At 72.2% G+C, this 15,230-nt stretch carries 14 protein-coding genes; 9 read left to right on the top strand and 5 right to left on the bottom strand.

The annotated features are described in order from the left end of the window. Window positions 1–703, top strand: a 703-nt coding sequence (locus GTY56_RS31930; RefSeq protein WP_524540165.1) for a TerD family protein, incomplete at its 5' end; no start/stop codon positions are given. A 13-nt stretch (window positions 704–716) separates the two neighbouring features. Here the strand turns inward: GTY56_RS31930 and GTY56_RS31925 are convergent. After that, complete coding sequence (locus GTY56_RS31925; protein ID WP_161368765.1) at window positions 717–1,907, bottom strand: glycosyltransferase; 1,191 nt, start codon at window positions 1,905–1,907, stop codon at window positions 717–719. Window positions 1,908–1,946: 39 nt separating this feature from the next. Between GTY56_RS31925 and GTY56_RS31920 the strand changes: the two genes are divergently transcribed. Both GTY56_RS31920 and GTY56_RS31915 read left to right on the top strand, forming a co-directional pair. Continuing rightward, on the top strand, window positions 1,947–2,732 hold the full coding sequence (locus tag GTY56_RS31920; protein ID WP_161368764.1) for a glutamate racemase: 786 nt from the start codon (window positions 1,947–1,949) through the stop codon (window positions 2,730–2,732). A gap of 114 nt (window positions 2,733–2,846) precedes the next feature. Then, the gene (locus tag GTY56_RS31915; RefSeq protein ID WP_161368763.1) at window positions 2,847–3,401 is read left to right on the top strand and encodes a hypothetical protein; all 555 of its coding nucleotides are present in this window, start codon (window positions 2,847–2,849) and stop codon (window positions 3,399–3,401) included. 40 nt (window positions 3,402–3,441) lie between these two features. Here GTY56_RS31915 and GTY56_RS31910 read toward each other — a convergent pair whose 3' ends face one another. After that, window positions 3,442–4,500 (bottom strand): O-antigen ligase family protein, encoded by a 1,059-nt coding sequence (locus GTY56_RS31910; RefSeq protein WP_346345630.1) that lies wholly within the window; start codon window positions 4,498–4,500, stop codon window positions 3,442–3,444. Between the two features lie 224 nt (window positions 4,501–4,724). On the opposite strand from GTY56_RS31910, the gene lnt reads away from it, so the two are divergent. From lnt to GTY56_RS31890, 4 genes are all read left to right on the top strand, one after another. After that, entirely contained in the window at window positions 4,725–6,341 is a 1,617-nt protein-coding gene (lnt, locus tag GTY56_RS31905) for an apolipoprotein N-acyltransferase (protein WP_161368762.1), read from the top strand. A 68-nt stretch (window positions 6,342–6,409) separates the two neighbouring features. Next, window positions 6,410–6,889 (top strand): NUDIX hydrolase, encoded by a 480-nt coding sequence (locus GTY56_RS31900; protein ID WP_161368761.1) that lies wholly within the window; start codon window positions 6,410–6,412, stop codon window positions 6,887–6,889. A gap of 54 nt (window positions 6,890–6,943) precedes the next feature. Next, the gene (locus GTY56_RS31895; RefSeq protein WP_161368760.1) at window positions 6,944–7,744 is read left to right on the top strand and encodes a 3-hydroxybutyrate dehydrogenase; all 801 of its coding nucleotides are present in this window, start codon (window positions 6,944–6,946) and stop codon (window positions 7,742–7,744) included. 75 nt (window positions 7,745–7,819) lie between these two features. Then, a complete protein-coding gene (locus GTY56_RS31890) occupies window positions 7,820–9,724 on the top strand; it encodes a helix-turn-helix domain-containing protein (protein WP_161368759.1) in 1,905 nt (634 codons plus the stop codon). A gap of 60 nt (window positions 9,725–9,784) precedes the next feature. On the opposite strand, the gene GTY56_RS31885 is transcribed toward GTY56_RS31890, so the two are convergent. The 3 genes from GTY56_RS31885 to GTY56_RS31875 form a co-directional block, all read right to left on the bottom strand. Then, complete coding sequence (locus tag GTY56_RS31885; RefSeq protein ID WP_161368758.1) at window positions 9,785–11,173, bottom strand: MFS transporter; 1,389 nt, start codon at window positions 11,171–11,173, stop codon at window positions 9,785–9,787. Between the two features lie 182 nt (window positions 11,174–11,355). Next, window positions 11,356–12,534, bottom strand: coding sequence for a Cmx/CmrA family chloramphenicol efflux MFS transporter (locus GTY56_RS31880; RefSeq protein WP_161368757.1), 1,179 nt, complete (start codon window positions 12,532–12,534; stop codon window positions 11,356–11,358). A 240-nt stretch (window positions 12,535–12,774) separates the two neighbouring features. Then, on the bottom strand, window positions 12,775–13,194 hold the full coding sequence (locus GTY56_RS31875) for a type II toxin-antitoxin system PemK/MazF family toxin (protein ID WP_161368756.1): 420 nt from the start codon (window positions 13,192–13,194) through the stop codon (window positions 12,775–12,777). Between the two features lie 613 nt (window positions 13,195–13,807). On the opposite strand from GTY56_RS31875, the gene GTY56_RS31870 reads away from it, so the two are divergent. Both GTY56_RS31870 and GTY56_RS31865 read left to right on the top strand, forming a co-directional pair. Further along, complete coding sequence (locus GTY56_RS31870) at window positions 13,808–13,981, top strand: hypothetical protein (protein ID WP_237525127.1); 174 nt, start codon at window positions 13,808–13,810, stop codon at window positions 13,979–13,981. Then, a partial coding sequence (locus GTY56_RS31865) for an NAD-dependent succinate-semialdehyde dehydrogenase (RefSeq protein ID WP_161368755.1) occupies window positions 13,978–15,230 on the top strand: 1,253 nt, incomplete at its 3' end. The genes GTY56_RS31870 and GTY56_RS31865, both read left to right, overlap by 4 nt.

The following is a 15,230-nucleotide window of genomic DNA, read 5'->3' as shown; positions in this document are numbered from 1 at the left end:
GTACACGCACCCGCCGACGCCCCCGCCCGCCGCTCCGCCCCCGCCCGCCGCTCCGCCCGCGCCCGTCCGCCTCACCAAGGTGACGCTCACCAAGGCCGCCCCCTCCGTCTCGCTCACCAAGCAGGGCGGCACCTCGGGTGCGCTGCACGTGAACCTCAACTGGGAGGTGCGCAAGCAGTTCTCCGGGTGGGGCAGCAAGTTCGGGCGCCCGTCCGCGATGCACTCCGACCTCGACCTCGACCTGTGTGCCCTGTACGAACTCACCGACGGCAGCAAGGGCGTCGTACAGGCACTCGGCAACAGCTTCGGTGCGCTGCACCACCCTCCGTACATCCACCTCGACGGCGACGACCGCACCGGCGCGGTGTCGACCGGTGAGAACCTCACCGTCAACCTCGACCACAAGAACGCCTTCCGGCGCATCCTCGTCTTCGTCACCATCTACGAAGGAGCCCGTTCCTTCGCCGATCTCCACGCATCGGTCACGCTCCAGCCGCAGTACGGGGCGCCGATCGAGTTCTCCCTCGACGAGTGCACCGTCCCCTCGCTCGTGTGCGCCCTCGCTCTGATCACCAACACCGGCGGCGACCTGATCGTCCAGCGCGAAGCGCGCTACCTGGTGCCCGAGCGCGGGGTGAGCCCGCAGCGCACCGTCGACCACGCCTACGGGTGGGGCATGAACTGGACCCCCGGCCGCAAGTGACCCCGGGTGGCCCTCAGCCCTCGTCGGGCAGGACGTCCGGGCGCGTGTAGGTGCGGCCCTTCCAGGCCGCACCCCGCCCCCGGTAGTGCTGCACCGCGGAGTCGACGGTCATGAGGAGGTAGAGGAACGCGGTGAACGGCAGCAGGGGAGCGAGCCGCAGCGGCTGCCGGTAGTAGCGGAGCATCGGGACGTACGTCCCCGCCATGACGAGCCAGGCGAGGCAGCCGAGGACCGTCGCGGGAGTACGGCCGGCGACGAGACCCGCGAGGGCCGCCGCGGGCGGCACCAGATACACCAGAGCCAGCCCGGCGACCGTCCCGGCCAGCAGCAGCGGATGATGCCGCAGCTGGGCGTACGCGCTGCGCGACACCATCCGCCACAGGTCGCGCAGCCGCGGATACGGCCGCACGCTGTCCACCCGCTCGGCGAGCCCCAGCCAGACGCGGCCGCCGCTCCCCTTCACGGCCCGGGCGAGCGCCACGTCGTCGATCACGGCGTGCCGGATCGACTCCGGGATCCGCGCCCGCTCGGCGGCCTCCGCCCGCAGCAGGACGCAGCCCCCGGCCGCGGCCGCCGTCCGTCCCTCCCCGGCGATGCGACGGAACGGGTACAGCTGCGCGAAGAAGTAGACGAACGCCGGAACCACGAGCCGTTCCCACACGCTCTCCACGCGCAGCCGGGCCATCTGCGAGACGACGTCGAACCCACCGGAACGGGCCGCCGCCACCAGCTCGCGCAGACTGTCCGGCGCATGGGCGATGTCGGCGTCCGTCAGGAGGACGTACTCGGGCTCACGCGCGCGTGCCAGGCCCAGGCCGTGGCGCACCGCCCACAGCTTGCCGGTCCAGCCCGCCGGAGGCTCACCCGGCGAACCCACGGTCAGAGGCAGCCCACCGTGCCTGCGGGCCAGCTCGCGCGCCAGGTCACCGGTGCCGTCCGAACTGCCGTCGTCGACGAGGAAGATCTCCGCCCGTCCCGGATAGTCCTGGGCGAGCAGCGAGGGCAGCGCGGCCGGCAGCACGGCCGCCTCGTCGCGCGCCGGGACGACGACGCACACCGACGGCCACTCCTCGGGCTCCGCGCGCGAAGGCAGCCGCACGTCGGTGCGCCAGAAGAAGCCCTGGCAGAGCAGCAGCCACAGCCAGGCGAGCAGTGATCCAGCGGCAGTCCACACAACGGCGCTCACGCGCGCAGTCTGCCCCACCCGGCCTGCCCGGGACGGCTCATCGTCTATCGTGATCGGGTGAAGATCGCGCTCATGGACTCCGGAATCGGTCTGCTGGCGGCCACCGCCGCGGTACGGCGGCTGCGCCCCGACGCCGATCTCGTGCTCTCCCTGGACCCCGACGGCATGCCGTGGGGTCCGCGCACCCCGCAGGACCTCACCCAGCGTGCCCTGGCCGTCGCCGAGGCCGCCGCCGCGCGCCGCCCCGACGCCCTGATCGTCGGCTGCAACACCGCGACCGTGCACGCGCTCACCGCCCTGCGCGCCCACCTCGAACCGGCACTCCCGGTCATCGGCACCGTCCCGGCGATCAAGCCGGCCGCGGCCGGCGGCGGGCACCTCGCCATCTGGGCCACCCCGGCCACCACCGGCAGCCCCTACCAGCAGGGCCTGATCCGGGACTTCGCCGGGGGTGTGCCCGTCACCGAGGTGCCGTGCTGGGGCCTTGCCGAGGCCGTGGAGCACGCGGACGAGGCGGCGATCGACGCGGCCGTGACCGCGGCCGCCGCCCTCACCCCGGACGACGTGACCACCGTCGTCCTCGGCTGCACCCACTACGAACTGGTCGCCGAACGTATCCGGACCGCCGTCCAGCGGCCCGGCCGCCCGCCTCTCGTGCTGCACGGTTCCGCGGGAGCCGTGGCCGCCCAGGCCCTGCGCCGGCTCGGCGAGCAGCCCGCGCCGGGAGCCACACCGCACGGCACGCTCACCGTGCTGCTCAGCGGACGCGAGGGCACGCTGCCCGCCCCTGCCCTGGCGTACGCCGAAGGGCGCCTGATGCAGGCGGTCGCGCCCGCCCGCTGAGCCGGCTCGTCACCGAAGATCACCGGAGAGCCGGATCGCGCCCGACAGCCGGCCGGCGCAGTCACCCTCCGCCGCGAGGTAGCTGCGGAGCGAAACCTGAGTACCCTCAAAGACATGAGGGACCACCGCCACGGCGAGAACGCCCCCCACCCGCACCCGGACGTCTGGACCGGCCGTGCCACCAACCGGGTGCAGTGGCTGCTGGCGCTCGTGGGTGCCGCCTGCATGGGGCTCGGCGTCGAGCTGGCCGTCGACTCGGCGTGGACCTCCGGCATCGCCCCGCTGGTCATGGCCGTCGTCGGGTGCATCGCCGCCGGGCTGCTGGTCCTCTTCGGGACGCTCGCCTTCGTGCACGTCGCCCTGCGGGTCGACGAGGAGCACCTGGAGGTGCGCTGCGGCCACATCGGTGTGCCCCGCCGCCGCATCCCGCTCTCCCAGGTGGCCGGTGCCACGTACATCTCCCACGTCACTCCGCGCCACTGGGGCGGCTGGGGCTACCGGTGGCGGCCGGAGAAGGGCACCGCGGTGGTCGTACGACGTGGTGAGGGCGTCGAGCTGGAGCTGTGGGACGGGCACACCTTCACGGTCACCGTGGACGACGCGGAGGCGGCCGTCCGGGTCATCGAGGCACGGCTGCGGCCGACCAAGCCGGGCGCTCCCGCGCACTGAGCCCTGCCGGCCACCCGCCGGCTGCCGTGGTCACCGGCTGTCACCACGCGGGAGTGCGTCCCGCTCCGCGTGCCTGTGCCTCCGGAGTGCGGCCCGACGGGTCGAGGGGGCGCGCCGTGGCCATGCCCGCCAGCAGGCCCGCACCCACCGACACCGCCGTGAAGCTCAGCGCGTTGCCGATCGCGGCGATGGCGGCGAGCGCCGTCAGGGCCGCGCCCGCGGTGAGCGCCACCGGGGTCGGACGCGGACCGCGCCACAGCGCGTACAGGACCCAGCAGAACGCCGCCGCGAGCAGGACCATGCCGACGACCCCTTGTTCGGCCGCCTGCTGAAGGGGTGCCGAGTGGGGCTTGCCGTCGGACAGCAGCGACTGGGCGGACGTCGTGCTCAGTTCCCCGAAACGGCCCGGGCCGGCCCCCAGGGCGGCGTCGTCGCCCAGCAGCTGCCATGCGTCCTGCCACAGCCGCACGCGGTGCTGCGTCAGCCGCCCCTCCAGAGCGGCCAGGAACCCGCCCGGTACGGCCTGCGCGGCGACCGCCCAGACCAGACCGGTCACCATGGCGGCGACCGCGGCCAGTACGGCCATCCCGGCGCCGCGGTGACGGGTGCGGCCGGCGGCCAGAGAGCACGCCAGCACCGCGAGACAGGTCACGAAGCCGGTGGTCGAGCCGAGCACGGCCGCCAGCGCCGCGGTGCCCGCGGCCAGCAGGCGCAAGGCGAACCGAACGGCCGGAACCGGCGCGGACCAGGCCGCACAGCACGCGGCACCGGCCGACAGCGTCAGGACCGCGGCCGTGCCCCCGGCGTGGCCGAGGGGCGCGGCGATCTGCGGGCCCGGAGCGAGGTGCGGAACGGCCACCGTCAGCGCGATGCCCGCCAGCGCCCCGGCGACGGGCGCGCCGACCGGCAGCAGCGCCCCGCTGATCCGCCCGGCGGCATACCCCGCGGCCACGGCCAGCACCGCCAGGAGAACCCCCTCGGGCCTGCCGTCGTGCACGGCAGCCGTGATCAGCGACCAGGTGGCGCAGGTGCCCAGCACCACGACACCCGCCGCGTCGGAAACGATTCGTCTCTCGCCGTCCGCGTCCGGTCCGGACACGGCCGTCACCCCACTGGAACCCACCCCGCCCGCCCCCCGGCGCACCTTCGCCCCCGACTCGTGAAGACCCCGGCCGCACAGGCCGCCGAGGGCCGTACGACTGAGGCTCGGCACACGGTAACGGCTGGTGGGCGGTTTGGGGATGTGTCGTGACGAAATGAACAGCGAGTCCACCAGGCCTACCGCACTGTCGGCCCCAAGGTCACGCGCCTTAGACTCCGGGAGTGACTGTCACCACAACCTCCGTCGGCGAGTCGGACCAGCTGGAGCCGCAGACCGCGCCCGGTGCGCGGACGTGGGCCCGGCGGCTCCTGCGTCTCGTCCCGGCCGCCGCAGCCGCGCTCTCCGGCCTGCTCCTCTACGTCTCCTTCCCGCCCCGCACCCTGTGGTGGCTGGCGCTGCCGGCCTTCGCCGTCTTCGGCTGGGTGCTGCGCGGCCGCGGCTGGAAGGCCGCGCTGGGCCTCGGCTACCTCTTCGGCCTCGGCTTCCTGCTGCCGCTGCTGGTGTGGACCGGAGTGGAGGTGGGGCCGGGCCCCTGGCTCGCCCTGGTGGCGATCGAGGCCCTCTTCGTCGCCGCCGTCGGCGCGGGCGTCGCGGTCGTGTCGAAGCTGCCCGGCTGGCCGCTGTGGGCGGCCGCCGTGTGGATCGCCGGCGAGGCGGCACGCGCGCGTGCGCCCTTCAACGGCTTCCCCTGGGGGAAGGTCGCGTTCGGCCAGGCGGACGGTGTGTTCCTGCCGCTCGCCGCGGTGGGCGGTACGCCGGTGCTCGGCTTCACGGTCGTGCTGTGCGGTTTCGGTCTGTATGAGGTCGTCCGCCTCGCCGTGGAGCGGCGGCGGAGCGGTGAGGTACGGCGCTCCGCCGCCGCCCTGGGTCTGCTGAGCCTGGCCGTCCCGGTCGTGGCCGCCGTCGCCGCCCGGCCCCTGGTCAGCAACACGGCAGAGGCCGGCAGTGCCACCGTCGCGGTGATCCAGGGCAACGTGCCCCGCGCCGGACTCGACTTCAACTCACAGCGGCGGGCCGTGCTCGACTACCACGCGCGCGAGACGAAACGCCTGGCCGCCGAGGTCAAGGCGGGCAAGGTCGCGCAACCCGACTTCGTGCTGTGGCCGGAGAACTCCTCCGACATCGATCCCTTCGCCAACCCCGACGCCCGCGCCGTCATCGACACGGCGGCCAAGTCCATCGGCGTGCCCATCTCGGTCGGTGGCGTCGTCGAACGGGACGGGAAGCTGTACAACGAGCAGATCCTGTGGGATCCGGCGAAGGGCCCCGTCGACACCTACGACAAGCGCCAGATCCAGCCGTTCGGCGAGTATCTGCCGTTCCGTTCGCTGATCGGGGCCATCAACAGCGACTGGAGCTCGATGCAGCGCCAGGACTTCAGCCGGGGCACCAAGCCGGGTGTCTTCACCATGGACGGCGCCGAGGTCGGGCTCGTCACCTGCTACGAGGCCGCCTTCGACTGGACCGTGCGCTCCGAGGTCACCGACGGTGCCCAGATGATCTCCGTGCCCAGCAACAACGCCACCTTCGACCGCAGCGAGATGACCTACCAGCAGCTCGCCATGTCCCGTGTGCGCGCGGTCGAGCACAGCAGGACGGTGACCGTACCGGTGACCAGCGGAGTCAGCGCGATCATCATGCCGGACGGCCGCATCACCCAGAAGACCGGCATGTTCGTGGCCGACTCCCTGGTGCAGAAGGTGCCGCTGCGGTCCTCGCAGACCCCTGCCACCCGGCTCGGCATCCTGCCGGAGATCGCCCTCGTGCTGGTTGCGGCGGGCGGCGTCGGCTGGGCCGTCGGCGCCGGGCTGCGCGGACGACGTGCCGGTGACGTGTAGCCGTACGCGGGCCGCACACCGCCTGAATCGCGCCGGGACGCCGGAAGCGGCCCATTAGGGTCGACAGCATGGCTACTCCCGACTTCATCCGCACACTGCGTGCCTCGGCCGGTCATCAGCTGCTCTGGCTCCCCGGGGTCACTGCCCTCGTCTTCGACGACGAGGGCAGAGTGCTGCTCAACCGCCGGGCCGACACCCGCAGGTGGTCCGTGCTCGGCGGTATCCCCGACCCGGGGGAGCAGCCCGCGGCCTGCGCGGTACGGGAGGTCTACGAGGAGACGGCCGTGCGCTGCGTCGCCGAACGGGTCGTCCTCGTCCAGGCCCTGGAGCCCGTCACGTACGAGAACGGTGACACCTGCCAGTACATGGACATCACCTTCCGCTGCCGGGCCGTCGGCGGAGAGGCGAAGGTCAACGACGACGAGTCCCTGGACGTGGCCTGGTTCGACGTCGACGCGCTGCCCGAACTGAACGAGTTCGGCCTGCTCCGGATCAAGCAGGCCCTGTCGGACGGCCCCACATGGTTCGACCCCACTGACTCACATTGAACTATGGGGCGTGACCACATGGGGCGGAGCAGGGACGCTGCCTAGGGTCGAACCATGACCGCGTCCCGTGCCCTCCCGGCCCCCCACGCCTCCCCGCTCGACCTGGGCGGCCGCACCGCGCTCGTCACCGGCGCCGCCGGCGGCATCGGCCGTGCCTGCGCGCTGCGGCTCGCCGCCGCCGGGGCCAAGGTGAGAGCCGTCGACCGGGACGCCGCGGGCCTGGAGGCACTGGCCGGCCAGGGGCGCGGCCTCGCCGGCACGGTGGAGCCGCACGTTCTCGATCTCACCGACCTGGACGCCGCCGAAGTCGCCGCAGCGGGCACCGATGTCCTCGTCAACAACGCCGGACTCCAACTGGTCCGTCCCATCGAGGAGTTCCCGCCGGAGGTGTTCCACACGGTGCTCACCGTGATGCTGGAGGCACCGTTCCGGCTCATCCGCGGGGCCCTGCCCCACATGTACGGGCAGGGGTGGGGCCGCATCGTGAACGTGTCGTCCGTCCACGGCCTGCGCGCCTCGGCCTACAAGTCGGCCTATGTGACCGCCAAGCACGGGCTGGAGGGACTGTCCAAGACCACTGCCCTCGAAGGCGCGCCCCACGGTGTCACCTCGAACTGTGTGAACCCCGCCTATGTGCGCACCCCACTGGTGGAGAAGCAGCTGGCCGACCAGGCGCAGGCACACGGTGTCCCCGAGGAGCGCGTCCTGTCCGAGGTGCTGCTGCGGGACAGCGCCGTCAAACGGCTGATCGAACCGGAGGAGGTCGCCGAGGCGGTGGCATACCTGTGCGGTTCACAGGCCTCCTTCCTGACCGGCACCTCGCTCGTGCTCGACGGTGGCTGGACCGCCCACTGAGCAGCCGCTTCCGTCCGCCCGGGGAGTTGTCCACAGGGCTGACGGGACCGGCCGGTCATGGTGAATCCTGTGAGCATGTCCAGCGATCACGTGCAGTCCGCCGAAATGCCGTTCCTCGAGCTCCTAGCCCGGGGCGCGTCGGCCGACGCCTACGAGCAGCCGGAGCTGCTCGCGCGTGCCGAAGGGCGCCCGGCGGAGTGGATCGCCGCGCTCCGGCAGGCCAAGCCGCTCGCCCTGCGCGTACGCGCCGAGCTGGAGGGACGACGCCGGCGCGAGGCCGAGCTGTCCGCCCTGTTCGAGACCGCCCACGACCTCGCCGGGCTGCGCGACCTCGACGCCGTGCTCCAGGCGATCGTGCAGCGCGCCCGCTCGCTGCTGGGCACGGACGTCGCCTACCTCAGCCTGAACGACACCGAGCGCGGCGACACCTACATGCGGGTCACGGAGGGCTCGGTCGCGGCCCGGTTCCAGCAGCTGCGGCTCGGCATGGGGGAGGGGCTCGGCGGCCTGGTCGCACAGACCGCGCGCCCCTATGTCACCGACGACTACTTCAAGGACGACCGTTTCCGGCACACCCTCACCATCGACGCGGGCGTGCGGGACGAGGGACTGGTGGCCATCCTCGGCGTGCCGCTGACGCTCGGGCACCACGTCATCGGTGTGCTGTTCGCCGCGGACCGTCGCGCCCGGGTCTTCGAGCGGGAGCAGATCGCCCTGCTCGGCTCCTTCGCCGCCCTCGCCGCTGCCGCCATAGACACCGCCAACCTGCTCGCCGAGACCAGATCGGCCCTGGCCGGACTGGAACGTGCCAACGAGATCATCCGGGACCGCAGCGGCGTCATCGAGCGCGCCTCCGACGTGCACGACCGCCTCGCCGAACTCGTCCTGCGCGGTGGCGGGGTGCACGACGTGGCCGCCGCCGTCTCCGAGATCCTCGACGGCACGGTCGAGTTCGCCGAGGCCGCCGCCGCACCCGCCGGAGCCCTGGCGAAGTCCGGCACACAGGGGCACGCGGTGCTGCACGAGGACGCCTGGATCGCCGCCGTCGCCGCCGGGGGCGAACTGCTCGGCGCACTGGTGCTGCGGGGCCACCCGGGGCTCGATCCGGTCGACCAGCGCACCCTGGAGCGGGCCGCGATGGTCACGTCCCTGCTGCTCCTGGCCCGCAGATCCGCCGCCGAGGCCGAGCAACGCGTGCGCGGTGAGCTGCTCGACGACCTGCTGGACGCCCGTGACCGCGACCCGCGTCTGCTGCGGGAGCGCGCTGCCCGGCTGCACGCCGACCTCGATGCCCTGCACGTGGTGCTCGCCGCGCGGCCCGAGGGCGGTGCGGCCGACGCCGACCAGGAGGCGGACGCCCGCAGACGCCTGGCAGCGGCGGCGTCCCACCTGGCCGCGACCGGGCACGGCCTGGCCGCCGCCCGCGACGGCGGCACCGTCCTGCTGCTGCCCCTCGGCTCCGGCGACACGGCCACGGAGGTGGCCCGCCGCGCCGCCCGGCATCTGGGCACGGCGGTCCACGCACCGGTCACCGTCGGCGCGTCCGCACCGGTCGAGGAGCTCGCCACCTCCCCCCAGACCGTGGCCACGGCCTACGCGGAGGCCCGCCGCTGCCTCGAAGCCCTGCACGTCCTCGGCCGCTCCGGGGACGGAGCCGCCGCCGAGGACTTCGGCTTCCTCGGGCTGCTCCTGGCCGGCGACCGGGACATCCCGGGCTTCGTCGACCGCACGATCGGCGAGGTCGTCGCCTACGACCGCCGACGCGGCACGGAACTGCTGCGCACCCTCGACGCCTACTTCGCCGGTGGCATGAGCCCCGCCCGCACCAAGGACGCACTGCACGTCCATGTGAACACCGTCGCCCAGCGCCTGGAGCGCGTCGGCCGCCTCCTGGGCGACGACTGGCAGAGCCCGGCACGCGCCCTGGAGATCCAACTCGCCCTGCACCTGCACCGGTTGTCGGCACCGGTAGACCGCTGACCCCCGTCCGCGAACGTACGGGGGCAGGGCAGCACCGGTCCCGGGAGGACCAGGGGAGGATCAGGCGCGGGCGTCCTCCGGCGCGGCGGTTGTCCGGTCTGCTCCTCCGTCGGAGGGAAGAGCGACGTCGGCGAGGTCCCGGTGGCGCGTTTCCTTGGCCGCCGCCACCGCCACGACCGTGAGCACGGCGGCGGCGATGACGTACAGGGCGATCGGCGTGGAGCTGCCGTAGTCGGACAGCAGCGCGGTGGCGATCAGCGGCGCGGGCGCACCCGCCGCCACCGAGGCGAACTGCGCACCGATCGACGCACCGGAGTAGCGCATGCGCGTCGCGAACATCTCGGAGAAGAACGCGGCCTGGGGCGCGTACATCGCCCCGTGCAGGACCAGCCCGACGGTCACGGCGAGGATCAGGTTGCCGAAGCCGCCGGTGTCGATCAGCGCGAAGAAGGGGAACATCCACAGCCCCACCCCGACCGCACCCATCAGATACACGGGCCGGCGGCCGATCCGGTCGGACAGCGCGCCCCACCCCGGGATGACGGCGAAGTGCACGGCCGAGGCGATCAGCACCGCGTTGAGCGCGGTCTGCTTGGAGACACCGGCCGAGGTGGTGGCGTAGACGAGGATGAACGCGGTGATGACGTAGTAGCTGATGTTCTCCGCCATGCGCGCGCCCATCGCGACCAGGACGTCACGCCAGTGGTGCCGGAGCACGGAGACCAGCGGCATCTTCTCGGCCTCCGCGGCCACATCCGCGTTGCGGGCCTCGGCCTGCGCCAACGCCTGCTTGAAGACCGGCGATTCATCGACAGACAGACGAATCCACAAACCGACGATCACCAGCACCCCGGAGAGCAGGAACGGGATCCGCCAGCCCCAGCTGCCGAACGCGGCGTCCGACAGCACGCCCGTGAGCAGCGACAGCACACCGGTGGCCAGGAGCTGCCCGGCCGGCGCGCCGGTCTGCGGCCACGACGCCCAGAAGCCACGCCGCCGCGCGTCCCCGTGCTCCGACACCAGCAGCACGGCGCCGCCCCACTCACCGCCGAGCGCGAAGCCCTGGACCAGCCGGAGCACGGTGAGCAGCACCGGCGCGGCCGACCCGATGGTGGCATGCGTCGGCAGCAGCCCGATGGCGAAGGTGGCCCCGCCCATCAGCAGCAGACTCAGCACCAGCAACTTCTTGCGCCCGAGCCGGTCGCCGTAGTGCCCGAACACCAGCGCGCCCAGCGGCCGGGCTGCGAATCCGACGGCGTACGTCAGGAACGACAAAAGGGTGCCGACGAGCGGATCGGAGTCCGGGAAGAACAGTTTGTTGAACACGAGCGCGGCGGCGGAGCCGTAGAGGAAGAAGTCGTACCACTCGATGGTGGTGCCGATGAGGCTGGCGGTGACGATGCGCTTGAGGCTGGCGGGGGGTGGGGGAGCGGTGGGTGATGAGGCCATGTGCGCCACTTCCTCGTGTGCGGTGGGGACGGGTACCTGAGGGCACACGGTAGGAACGTGCAGGTCAGGGGCACATGTGGCGAGACAACATAGTTGGCGGGTGGGGTATGCGCGCAGCCACCATGCGTCAGCGCTCCACAAGCTGTCGGCGTTCCTCGATGTCCAAGGAGCGTTCGCATGTGTCACCGCAGCACCTCGGTACTCCGGCCGGTCGTGACGACGGTGAGGAGGGGGAACGTGATGAGCAACGCGACCGCGACGAGAAGCCCACTCGCCCAGAGCGGCCCGAGGACTCCCGCTTCAGTGCCGAGCGTGGCCGCAGCCACAACGGGGCCGACGGCGGCACCCACGTTGAGCGCTGCCGTCGCATAGGAACCGGCCATCGTAGGGGCTCCCGCGGCCTCGTAGAGGACCCGCGTGATCAGCGTGCTGCCCAGCGCGAACGACAGCGCGCCCTGCACGAACACGATAGTGAACAGGGCAACCGGCTCGTTGGCCAGCATCGCCAGAGCCGGCCAGCCGATGAGCAGCAACGGACCGCCGGCTGCGATGACCGGTCCGGGATTTCGGTCGGACAGCCGTCCGGCGACGGTGACGCCCACGAAGGAGCCGACACCGAAGAGCACCAGAGCGACAGAGATCCACAACTCGCCCAGCCCGGCACTGTCGGTCACCACGGGGGCAAGGAAGGTGAGGCTGCCGAAGGTCGCCGCGTTCACCAGCGCTCCGAGCAGCATCACCAGGATCAACCGCGGCCGGGCGAGTTGGGCGAGCTCCGCTCGCAACGCCGGCCTGCCGGTCGCCGCATCCTTTCCACGTCCTGCTGGGATGCCTTTCAGGATGCCGAGAGCGGCAGGCAGGCAGAGAGCGGCGACGGCCCAGAAGGTGGCCCGCCAGCCGAGTGCCGTGCCGAGCACCGACCCGCCAGGGACACCGGCGATCGTGGCCACCGTCGTACCCGACAGCAGCACGGCCAGCGCGCGTCCCTTCCTGTCAGGTGAGACCAGCCCGGCCGCAGCCGTCAGAGCGACGGCAAGGAACCCCGCGTTCGTGAGCGCGGCGACGACCCGGGTGGCGAACAGGATGGGGAAGCTCGTCGTGACGGCGCCCAGGATGTGAGCTGCCGCGAACACGAGGACGAACCCGAGAAGGACCGGGCGCCTGGGCCAGGTGCGGGCAAGCGCGGCCACCAGGGGAGCGCCGACGATCATGCCGATCGCGAAAGCCGAGGTGAGCACGCCTGCGGTCCCGACGGTGACGTCGAAATCCGAGGCGATGTCCGGCAAGAGGCCGGCGAGCATGAACTCCGAGGTGCCCATGGCGAAGGCCGCCAGGGCAAGCAGGTACAGCGGGAGAGGCATCGAGTGGCTCCGAGGTGAGGCGAGGTACGAGAAGGTCATCTCGTCACCGCGGCCAGCCCGAGCGCACCCTCGTCCCACCGCAGAAGGCGGCGCGACGGCAGGGCTATGAGCTCAGTGGTGCAGGGGGCTGACGGCGTGACCGAAAGCCCCCACCGTGTCCGACTCAGGACTCGACATGGCCCGCACGCTACCCGACCGATGCCCGTTGCAGCATCCTGCTTTCACAGGCGTCGGCCTGCGTCACCAACGTCCTGTCCGCCCGGGTTCACCGAGACGGAGGGCGTCCCTTGTCTCGCTGAGCTTCGCGGTGGTTAACGGAGTCCGCTCCTGCGCCCGTTCGGCGAGTTGGAGAGCTTCGTCGATCTCACTGAGCTTCGCGGAGGACAGGACGGTCTCCCGCTCTATCAGGTCGTCCCGGGACACGGTGGTCAGCCACGTGCACGGGGTGAAGCCGGGACGCGGGAACGCGAGCCGCAGCACGCCTTCGAACGGCAGTCCTTCACCGGCGCCCACCGTCACTTCGATGCCCAGACCGCTGATGTCGACGCTTGCCGGAGCGACAACCTGCATCACCCGGATCCCCGACGTGCCCTCTCCCGACAGCAGCACGACCAGCCTCCGCTCGTCGAACTGAACCCACCAGACTTCGCCACGTTGCACAAGTCCTCCAGATGGCCAATGCCGACTCACCGGCGTTCGGCGTCACTTGACTCCGAGCAAGTGTTATCGAACCTCGGCGGACGTGGGAATCAGCGGCCACGGCCACGAGGCCCGGGGACGGAGCGGTCGGTGACGGTCTCGGCGGCCGAGCGGGCCAGGCGGGAGGGACGCGACCGCGGTCCACGTCGGCAGCGCGCTGGAGGAACGTATGTCCGGGGCCGTCATGGTGGCGGGGTGGCGAGAGCGGAGACGAACCTCTCGCCGGAGAAGTGACTCGCCGATCAGGTCGGCGTCGCCGGTTCCAAGACCGGCCGGATTCCCCAACGCGGCCGCGAAGCGAGGTCGAGGCCGTCGCCGGCCGGCGCGTGGTCGATCGCAGGGTCGTGGTCCACGATGCTGCCGATCAGCGCGGCGTCGTGGAAGGGCTGGGGGAGGAGGAGCGGAGCGGCGCTCTGAGTGGGGGAGCCGTGATCGGTACCCCGGCGTGCCCCCGATGAGGCTGACACAACGTCCGGATGTCCCCTCCCGGCCGGACAGATCGCGCGTTGGTGCGGCCCTGCTCCCCCGAGATGCTCGGGGCACCTCGACGGCCGTCGCGGACCTCGCGCTGAAAGTGCGCCTCGACGACGTGGACCCGCGGACACCGGCCGTCGTCGTGACCGACGCCTTCAGCTGCGTCACCCAGATCGACCACCCCGCCGGAGACCGGGGCATCCGCGCCCTGCACCTCGCGGAACCGCTCGACCCCGCCGCCGACCGACCCGGACAACCAGGAGAGACCTCATGACCGACACACCCACGCAGTTGTTCATCGGCGGTGCCTGGGTGGACGCCGCGGACGGTGCCACCCTGCCCGTCGACGACCCGGCCACCGGCGAGATCCTGTGCCACGTCGCGGACGCCGGTCCCAAGGACGCGAAGCTCGCCGAGGAAGCGGCCGTACAGGCGCAGGAGGAGTGGGCGCGTACGGCGCCTCGGGTGCGCAGCGAGATCCTGCGCCGCGCCTACGAGATCATCATCGAGCGCACCGACGAGCTCGCCCGTCTGATGACCTCCGAGATGGGCAAGCCGCTCGCCGAGGCCAGGGGAGAGGTGGCCTACGCGGCGGAGTTCTTCCGCTGGTTCTCCGAGGAGGCCGTGCGTATCGACGGTGGCCTCGCCACCTTGCCGGACGGCCGCAACCGCATGCTGCTCTCCCGCCGCCCGGTCGGCCCCTGCCTGCTGATCACCCCGTGGAACTTCCCGCTGGCGATGGGCACCCGCAAGATCGGCCCGGCCCTCGCCGCCGGCTGCACGATGGTGCTCAAGCCGGCCCCGCAGACCCCTCTCTCCAGCCTTGCCCTCGCCGCGATCCTCAAGGAGGCCGGGCTGCCGGACGGCGTGCTGAACGTCGTCACCACCTCCCGTGCGGGGGAGGTGTGCGAACCGCTCCTGCGCGGCGGGCGGATTCGCAAGCTTTCCTTCACCGGCTCCACCGCCGTCGGACAGCTGCTGCTCGCCCAGAGCGCCCACGCGGTCGTACGGACCTCGATGGAGCTGGGCGGGAACGCGCCGTTCGTCGTCTTCGAGGACGCCGACCTGGACAAGGCCGTCGACGGTGCGATGGTCGCCAAGATGCGCAACATGGGTGAGGCGTGCACGGCCGCCAACCGCTTCTTCGTGCACCGCTCGGTGGCGCAGGAGTTCGGGCGCCGGCTGGCGGAGCGGATGGGCGCGCTGGTCGTCGGTCCGGGCGCCAGGGACGGCGTCGATGTCGGCCCACTGATCGACCGGAGGGGGCGCGCCAAGGTCGAGGAGCTGGTCTCCGACGCGGTGGAGCGCGGGGCACGGGTGCTCGTAGGCGGCCGTACCCCCGAAGGCCCGGGCTGCTTCTACCCACCGACCGTGCTGGCCGACGTCGATCCCGGCAGCCGCCTGATGGACACGGAGATCTTCGGCCCGGTCGCCGCGATCCTCACCTTCGACGACGAGGACGAGGTGATCCGCCGAGCCAATGACACTCCCTGGGGCCTGGTCGGTTACGTCTTCACCGAGGG

Origin of the sequence: Streptomyces sp. SID5643 (assembly GCF_009872555.1) — a bacterium.
In the GTDB taxonomy this organism is placed as follows: domain Bacteria; phylum Actinomycetota; class Actinomycetes; order Streptomycetales; family Streptomycetaceae; genus Streptomyces; species Streptomyces iakyrus.
This window is presented reverse-complemented; position numbering and strand designations above follow the sequence as displayed.